The 8,008-nt window shown below is 40.2% G+C and carries 6 protein-coding genes; all 6 read right to left on the bottom strand.

Annotation, left to right across the window (positions count from 1 at the left end):
- On the bottom strand, positions 1–1,098 hold a 1,098-nt coding region (locus tag AAOP42_RS00060; RefSeq protein ID WP_349526409.1), incomplete at its 3' end, for a sulfatase family protein.
- 12 nt (positions 1,099–1,110) lie between these two features.
- The gene (locus tag AAOP42_RS00055) at positions 1,111–2,580 is read right to left on the bottom strand and encodes a sulfatase family protein (protein ID WP_349526408.1); all 1,470 of its coding nucleotides are present in this window, start codon (positions 2,578–2,580) and stop codon (positions 1,111–1,113) included.
- A 22-nt stretch (positions 2,581–2,602) separates the two neighbouring features.
- Positions 2,603–3,865 (bottom strand): hypothetical protein, encoded by a 1,263-nt coding sequence (locus AAOP42_RS00050; RefSeq protein ID WP_349526407.1) that lies wholly within the window; start codon positions 3,863–3,865, stop codon positions 2,603–2,605.
- 64 nt (positions 3,866–3,929) lie between these two features.
- A complete protein-coding gene (locus AAOP42_RS00045; protein WP_349526406.1) occupies positions 3,930–4,670 on the bottom strand; it encodes a copper homeostasis protein CutC in 741 nt (246 codons plus the stop codon).
- Between the two features lie 91 nt (positions 4,671–4,761).
- The gene (locus AAOP42_RS00040; RefSeq protein WP_349526405.1) at positions 4,762–6,318 is read right to left on the bottom strand and encodes an arylsulfatase; all 1,557 of its coding nucleotides are present in this window, start codon (positions 6,316–6,318) and stop codon (positions 4,762–4,764) included.
- Positions 6,319–6,395: 77 nt separating this feature from the next.
- A complete protein-coding gene (locus tag AAOP42_RS00035) occupies positions 6,396–7,799 on the bottom strand; it encodes a sulfatase (RefSeq protein ID WP_349526404.1) in 1,404 nt (467 codons plus the stop codon).
- Positions 7,800–8,008: the final 209 nt, after the last annotated feature.

The following is an 8,008-nucleotide window of genomic DNA, read 5'->3' as shown; positions in this document are numbered from 1 at the left end:
TTTGCCCAGAAGTTGAGGGTAAAAACTGGTGCCATCCAGGATTTGATTTTGAGGTTTTTGAGCTTGTGCCGCTTCTAGTAAAGAAGGGAAGAAATCGGTAAAATCAATCAGGTTTTCATTCATCTGATTTGGAGCAATAGTACCTTTCCAGTTCGCAATAAAAGGCACGTGAGTGCCTGCTTCTACAGTATATCCCTTTTCCCCTTTTATCATTTGTCCTTTCCATTTGGAAATAACATCACGATCTGTACCATTGTCTCCAATGAAAAGAATCAATGTATTTTCTCTTATTCCCAGTTCATCCGTTTTCCTAACAATACGCCCAACCTGCTTGTCCATATAAGCCATCATATCCTTAAAATATGTAGTATCGTTAAGCCCCGTTTTTGAATCATAAGCTTCAAAATCCGGAGAATCCGGTGTAGGTAAAAAAGGATCATGCACCAGACACATTGGAAAATAAACAAGGAATGGATTCTCCTTATTTTCAGTCATAAATGACTCAATAAACTCTACAAATTTATCAGATCCATATTCTTCATTGTAAGTTTGCAGTCCGTCTTTGAAAGTTTCCAATGTAGGATCTTTGTACCGATATCCTCTGTCTTTTACCTGCCACAATCTGTAGGTATCAAACCCAGCTTGTACTGGTAAAGACCCTGTTCTTCCTCCTGCCAGTTCCTGCTGCTTTTTGTTTCCATACAGTTGCCACTTTCCGGCTATGCATGTTTTGTATCCGGCTTCCTTCATAGCATGTCCAAATGTCCTTTCCTTTGAATCGAGCAATCCAAATCCTATATAATTTCGAAAATTGTATTTCCCGGTCATCAGTTGCACACGAGACGGAGTACATAATGGAGTAGAATAGCAGTTTGCAAATTGCATCCCATCAGCAGCCAGTTTATCCAGATTTGGCGTTTTGTAACTCTCTCCACCGTAGGCACTCACAGTCTCCTGTCCCAGATCATCAGCCATTATAAGGATGATATTTGGTTTGGGTTTAACTTGTACTTGTTCCTGTTTTTCTTTTTGAGAACAACTCATTCCCATAAAAATGATAAGTATAACAGCTATACTATGTGTTACTTTATTTTTCATATCTATTTATTTTTATTCCGTCAACATTCCTGCTGACCTTACATTCGCTCCCTTTCTTTCAGTCAAATCATCCCCTAAATCCTGCCTGGCTACCTCAGCCAGCATTTCAAGTTCCTTTACCACTTCAGGATACAGCTCTTTTACATCATAGTCTTCTCCCGGATCTCTCCTGAGGTTGTATAAAGCTGTTTCTTCAAAGAACACCTGAGTAGTAGATCCTGCATGTCCGTCATTACCCGGCAAGTTGTTTCTATAAGACCGGTGTTTGTGAGGAAAAACCAGCTTCCACTTTCCTTTTCGTACTCCCTCCAGATTATTTCGGCCATAATAATAGTACAAATGGTCTCTTGGATCAGCATCCTTTTCTCCTTTGAGCAAGGATAATATGTTTACCCCATCAATCTTATGTTCAGGCAACTTACTTTCAGTAATCGCAGCAATAGTTGGCAAGAGATCGATAGAAGAAGCTATATTATTACAAATCTTTCCTTCTGGAATCACTCCGGGCCACTGCATGATGCAAGGTTCTCTCTGGCCTCCTTCCCAGCTTGTTCCTTTGCCTTCTCTCAGTCCTCCTGTTGAACCTGCATGATTTCCAAAGTTGAGCCACGGACCATTGTCGCTGGTATATACCACCAATGTATTGTCTTCTATTCCATTGTCTTTCAATGCCTGAAGAATCTGACCCACTGACCAATCCAATTCCATCATCAAATCTCCATAAAGCCCCTGTTCACTTTTTCCTTTAAACTTATCTGATACTGCAATAGGCACATGAGGCATAGAATGGGGAACATATAAAAAGAAGGGTTCATCCTTTTTTCTTTTTATAAAATCAACTGCTTTTTCTGTATATGTGGTAGTAAGCTGTGCCTGATCCTCCAGAGTAGCAATTACCCTTACTTCCTCATTGCCTTCAATAAAGGGCAAAGGAGGAAACCTTTTAAACCTCCAATTGGTAGTGTCTGTTATGGGGTTGCCATCATAGTCAACTGGCCACATGTCGTTTGAGTACGGTAAGCCTGCAAATTCATCAAAGCCATGTTGCAGGGGTAAAAATTCTTTTACATCACCCAGATGCCATTTTCCAAAAATAGCAGTAGCATAGCCATTATCCTTTACCATTTCAGCTATGGTAGTTTCATTTGAATTAATTCCTTTTTTAGCGTATGGGAAAAGTGCACCACTTATGCCAATTCTATTTGGATAGCAGCCTGTGAGTAAACCTGCCCTTGAAGCACTGCAAACAGCCTGTGCTGCATAGAAGTTGGTAAATCGCATCCCTTGGCTGGCCATTTTGTCCAGGTTTGGAGTTTCGTATCCCGTGGCACCATAAACGCCCAAATCTCCATACCCCAGATCATCCATGAATATGACTATCACATTGGGTTTTCGGTCAGTTGTTTCTTTTTTAGTGGAATTACAGGATAGTAACACAAAAAGAGTACAAAAGATAATCGGTAAGCTGGTGTTGCATTTCATAAGTATAAATTTTGATTCAATATTAATATTTGGTGTTTAACACCTTTTGGTTGTTGACTATAGATAAGGAAGCACTAAAAGCCAGATTGGCATCTCCTTTATATGTAAGTGAATTCCATACGTTCCGGACATTTCGTTGTACTGTCCCTCTATATATTTGATTACCTTTAAATTTTACCGTAACGGGCTTGTCCAGATTAAGCATGTCATCATTCAACCTGATAATCAACTCCTCACTATAATTCTCCAAAATATTGATTTCATTGGTTTCAGTATTAAATTCTGCTATTATTTCTCCATTTTTTTTCATAAATGACTCAGGTACTTCCAACCAATAAAACCGACTATGCATCACATCGTCCTGCCTCCAAACTACTTTTTTGGGGATAGGATTTCGTATGAATTGCTGCATCCATGGCAAAGCCACTGCATCTTCTAATTGCATCCAATGCCCTTTTCCTTTTGGAATCTTAACCATATATTTATAACCAGCAGAATCTTGTTTATGCAGATTCTTGAGAATCAATTCCCATTCCGCAGCATGTTGATTCCTTTTATAAGCAGAATCCAACTCTCCTACCTGCACTGCAAATGGTGTATTTCTAAGATTTAGTGCAGAAGCATCTCCCGGGTGTCCGGCCATCATGGAAGCTGCCGCCCAACGATCTGCCAGTCTGGGAGCAAGTTGAAAAGCACCATCTCCTCCAGCTGAATAGCCAAGGATATATACTTTGTTCGGGTTTACATTTTCGTAAATAACAGCCAGTTGTATGATGATATTGATAAACTCGTCAATATGGGCTTGATGCCAAAGATTCCAGGTGTCGGTAGGGGCTCTCATTGCCAGATAGACTCCTTCCATATTTTTCATTGTAGCATCATATAGCTTTTTTTGATTTTCATACTGCTTGTCATTGACTGATGCAGGAGCACCTCCTCCGCCATGCATGGAAAGGAACAGACTTCTACCGTCTTCCGGTTCTTCACCCCATATTTTATAGAAAAATGGCATTTTGTATTCTTCATACCTTATTTCCCTTCCTATCCATTGCTCTCCATAAGATTGGATCATTTTGAATTTCTGGTCTCTGTCCAACAGTTCTACAGCCTTTTTTGCCTGTTTCTTATTCAATGATTCGCTAGAAAATTCCTGATCAGAAAGTGCAGGCCTGATAGATCGTTTTACTTCCAACCACTCTTCGAGTTGTCTGGTTTGTGCCTCTACTTTTAAGACAAAAACCAAACATAAAAAGGAGACTAAAAATCCTTGTAATAAATTCTTCATCTGTGTTTTAATCTTGTAGTTTTATAAAAATGGACATGTTGCTTTGATAGAAACAAAATGAATTTTATTTCAACACATCTCTTACTTTCCTGATTTTTCCGACATCTGAAACAGCAATACCAAATTCAGGTATCTGAGGTGCTCCGTTGATTTTTAAGTCGTGGTTACGAAATTTCATATTGCCATCAACTACGACTTTTCCTGTCATGTGAAACTCTTTACATCCTGTTTCGTCCACTATCTCTAAAATATTGTTTTCATTGACTCCTCCACCCGGCATAATGATGATTCGTCCATCTGCTTTTTCATTCAACTGACGCAACATATCCCTACCTAATGGCACAGAATTCTGCAAACCAGAGCTAAGTATTCTTTTTGCACCGCAGGAAATCACATCTTCCAATGCTTTGAATGGATCGGATGTAAGATCAAATGCCCTGTGACAGGTAAATTGCAAGGGGTAAGACAACTCTACCAACTCACTCATTCTGGCTACATCTATATTTCCATCTGCATCCAAAATTCCTGAGACTATTCCATCCGCTCCCAATTCTTTAGCGATGCGGATATCTTCTTTGATTACTTCAAATTCCAGGTCTGAATATAAAAAATCCCCTCCCCTTGGCCGAATGATCACAAAAAGTCCAATGTCTATATTTTTCCTGACAATCTTGATCGTAGCTGCACTCGGTGTAGTTCCTCCTTCCCATAAATTGTCGCACAATTCTACCCGGTCTGCACCACCCTTTTGGGCATTAATTGTGGACTGAACTGAATTGGCACAAATTTCTAATTTATATTCCATGTTAGACTTCTAATCATTAACTGTTTCACGTAAATGTACACATTCATTGAAATATGGGGTGACAAGAAAGTGTGACATTTAGAATAAAAACTCAATTGGTTTTAGCTTTCACATCACCCAATTCTTCCATTTTAAACCTATCAATTAAAGCAGAAGTGTGTTCCTGTTTCATCAATTCTGCTATACTTTTCACTATTTCCGGATTTTGAACCGCAACATCATTTTGCTCCCTTGGATCTGATTTGAGATTGTACAATTCTATTTCCATATTCCTTTTAAAAATCCTGTTTCTGATCCCTTTCCAGTCTCCCATACGCACTGCCTGTTGTCCTTCATAAGATGGAAATTCCCAGTATAAGAACTCATGTTGTTTTTGATCCTCTTGTCCCAGCAACTCAGGCAAAAAGCTAATGCCATCAATGTTTTCGGGAGCATCTGTCCCGGCTACTTCTGCCAAAGTTGGTAATACATCCCAAAAAGCAGAAATCAAATCACTACTTGACCCAGGAGCTATTTTTCCTTTCCAACTGGCAATCATTGGAATGCGCACTCCTCCTTCATGGGTGAAACCTTTTGCCCATCCGTATTCACTTTTGAATGGTTTTGCACTGTCAAAAAATGGTGAATCAGTTCCTCCATTGTAGGTAGGACCATTGTCGCTGGTAAATATGATCAATGTGTTATCATATTGCCCTATGTCTTTTAGTCTCTGAACTATTTCTCCTACCTGATCGTCCAGATATGAAACCATTGCTGCGTAAGCCGCTCGGGGATAACGATTCGGGAAATAGCCTTTTTTACCGAGGTATGGCTCTTCATCGCCAAATTTCTTTACATATTTATCTATGTATCTCTGTGGTATCTGAAGTGGTGCATGAGTCAAAGGAGTAGCATAATAGATAAAGAAAGGATTGTCTTTGTTTTGATCAATAAAACCCAGCACCTCATCCTGCATCAATTTTGGAGCATAGTCTTTTTGGAAAAATTTGGCATAACTCGACAAATCATAAGGATCAGCAGCACTGTCCAACTTGGTACCTGGTACTATCAGTTCATTGTCCAGCCATACTTTCTCCTTGTTTTTCCATAGGTGCTTTGGATAAAGAGTATGCGCCTGTCTCTGGCAGTTGTACCCGTAGAAAAAATCAAACCCTCTGTTGTTGGGGATACCATCCGTCAATGGAGCACCAAGTCCCCATTTACCGACTATAGCCGTTTTATAACCGACTTTTTGTAACATATTTCCGATTGTGGGAATGCTATCAGGAATTGGCCTCTGGCCTTCCAGGTTCGGATCTTCTACTGCTTTTGCAAAATTCCAGACTTCACCACGCTCTGCCCACTCGTCATTGCCACGGATATAAGCATGCCCTGTGTGCTGACCCGTAAGCAATACACACCGTGAAGGAGCACACACAGGAGCTCCAGAATAGTGTTGTGTAAAACGCATGCCACTCGCAGCAAGTGCATCCAGATTTGGAGTTTCAATCAGCTCCTGCCCAAAACTTCCCAATTCGGCGTAACCAAGATCATCGGCCAGAATGTAGATAATGTTTGGCTTTTTTTCGGGTTTTGAATCTAAACATGCTGTTGACAGCAGTGTCATGGCTACAATAGCGACATTAAAAATATGTCTAGTTTGAAACATCGTGTTTGTTTGTAATATAAAATTTGATCGTTTTTTATTCGGATAAAGCACTAATTGCCATTGCCTGTTGACATGTCTTAGTTTAGATAACTAGGATTCCTTTCACTTGGTACAGGCGCATTTACCTCTTTTCTCCACTGTCTCATATCACGCAACAATTCTTCCGTTTTTTCAGGATTTGTTTCTACAAGGTTGTTTTTTTCTGAAATATCTTCCGCAAGATTAAAGAGTTTCAAACTGCCATCTTCGAAATCCTCAATCAGCTTCCAGTCTCCTTTGCGAATAGCTCCTGAAGGAACGGCTCTCCACCCTCTCACTAAATCTTCAGGATTTTTAATTCCTTTGTTTCCTTCCAAATATGCCGGAAAATGCCAAAACACTGTCTCTCTATTCCAACTTCCCTGATTCAAAATAAGTGGCACAATACTCTGCCCATCGGTATTGTATTTTTCAGACGTCCCTCCCGCCAATTCTACCAATGTAGGATAAAAATCAAAACCCATAACCACTTCATCGTTTGTAGCACCTGCTTTGATTTTCCCAGGCCACCAGGCTATCATAGGCTCACGAAAGCCTCCTTCATACAGCATTCCTTTCGAACCCTTTAATGGATATTGAGAAGTGACAACTCCATGTCCACCATTGTCTGAAAAAAACAGCACCATCGTATTTTCATCTAAATCCAGTTCACGAAGTTTCTCCAATACCCGACCCAAGCTTTGGTCAGTGCTTTCCACCATAGCCGCATATTTTGGATTGTCTTGTCCATTAGAGCCTTCTTTATTTGCATACCTGGCAGTGATTTCCTCCTTTGCCTGTATTGGAGTATGAACGGCATAATGAGCGAAATATAAAAAGAACGGATTGTCCTTGTTTTGCTCTACGAATCTAAGGGCTTCATCTGTCAGCCGGTCAGTCAGGTATTCTCCGTCCATTCCATCAGTCAAATCAGGGTTTTTATAAGGACTAAAGTATGTTTTGGGATGTCCTGAATGATTCCCACCAATATTCACATCAAACCCCTGGGCTTTCGGAGATGTTTCCTCATCTTCGCCTAAATGCCATTTACCTACATGGGCGTTGGTGTATCCATTTTCTTTGAGGGCTTCAGCCAAGGTAACGAAGCTGCCAGCCAATTCTGTCTTATTGGGAAATGGAATCAATATACGATTTTCTGATTTTCCCCTTGCCGGATTGCCTACCGTATATACACCATGTCTAGGCGCATACATACCACTCATCAGACTGGCTCTTGTAGGTGCACAATTCGGCGAATTGGCATAGGCATTGGTAAATACCATACCCTCTTTGGCCATTTGGTCTATATTGGGAGTCTCATAATACTTGCTGCCCATATACCCCACATCCATCCAACCCAGGTCGTCAACGAGGAAAATAATAAAGTTTGGCTTTGTCGTTTTTTGCTGACAGGAAAAGAAAAGCACCAAATAAGATAAAAGAGCTATTTTGATTGGTTTCATATGTGGAACAATATTAACAAATTCTGTGCGTCAAAAAAACCATGACTTTCAATTACTATTATTTCCTTTTATTGGTGTCCGAGAAAAGATTTTGCCTTCTAAGGAAATTCATCAAAATCACCCCTAAATCCCCTAAAGGGGACTTTTTGATCACCCCTTCAGGGGGCGGGGGTAGTTTTAGGAAATCGGAAAAATCTTTTCTCATTTCG

The sequence above is a fragment of the Reichenbachiella sp. MALMAid0571 genome, assembly GCF_040151475.1.
Classification (GTDB): Bacteria; Bacteroidota; Bacteroidia; order Cytophagales; family Cyclobacteriaceae; genus CAXBNB01.
This window is presented reverse-complemented; position numbering and strand designations above follow the sequence as displayed.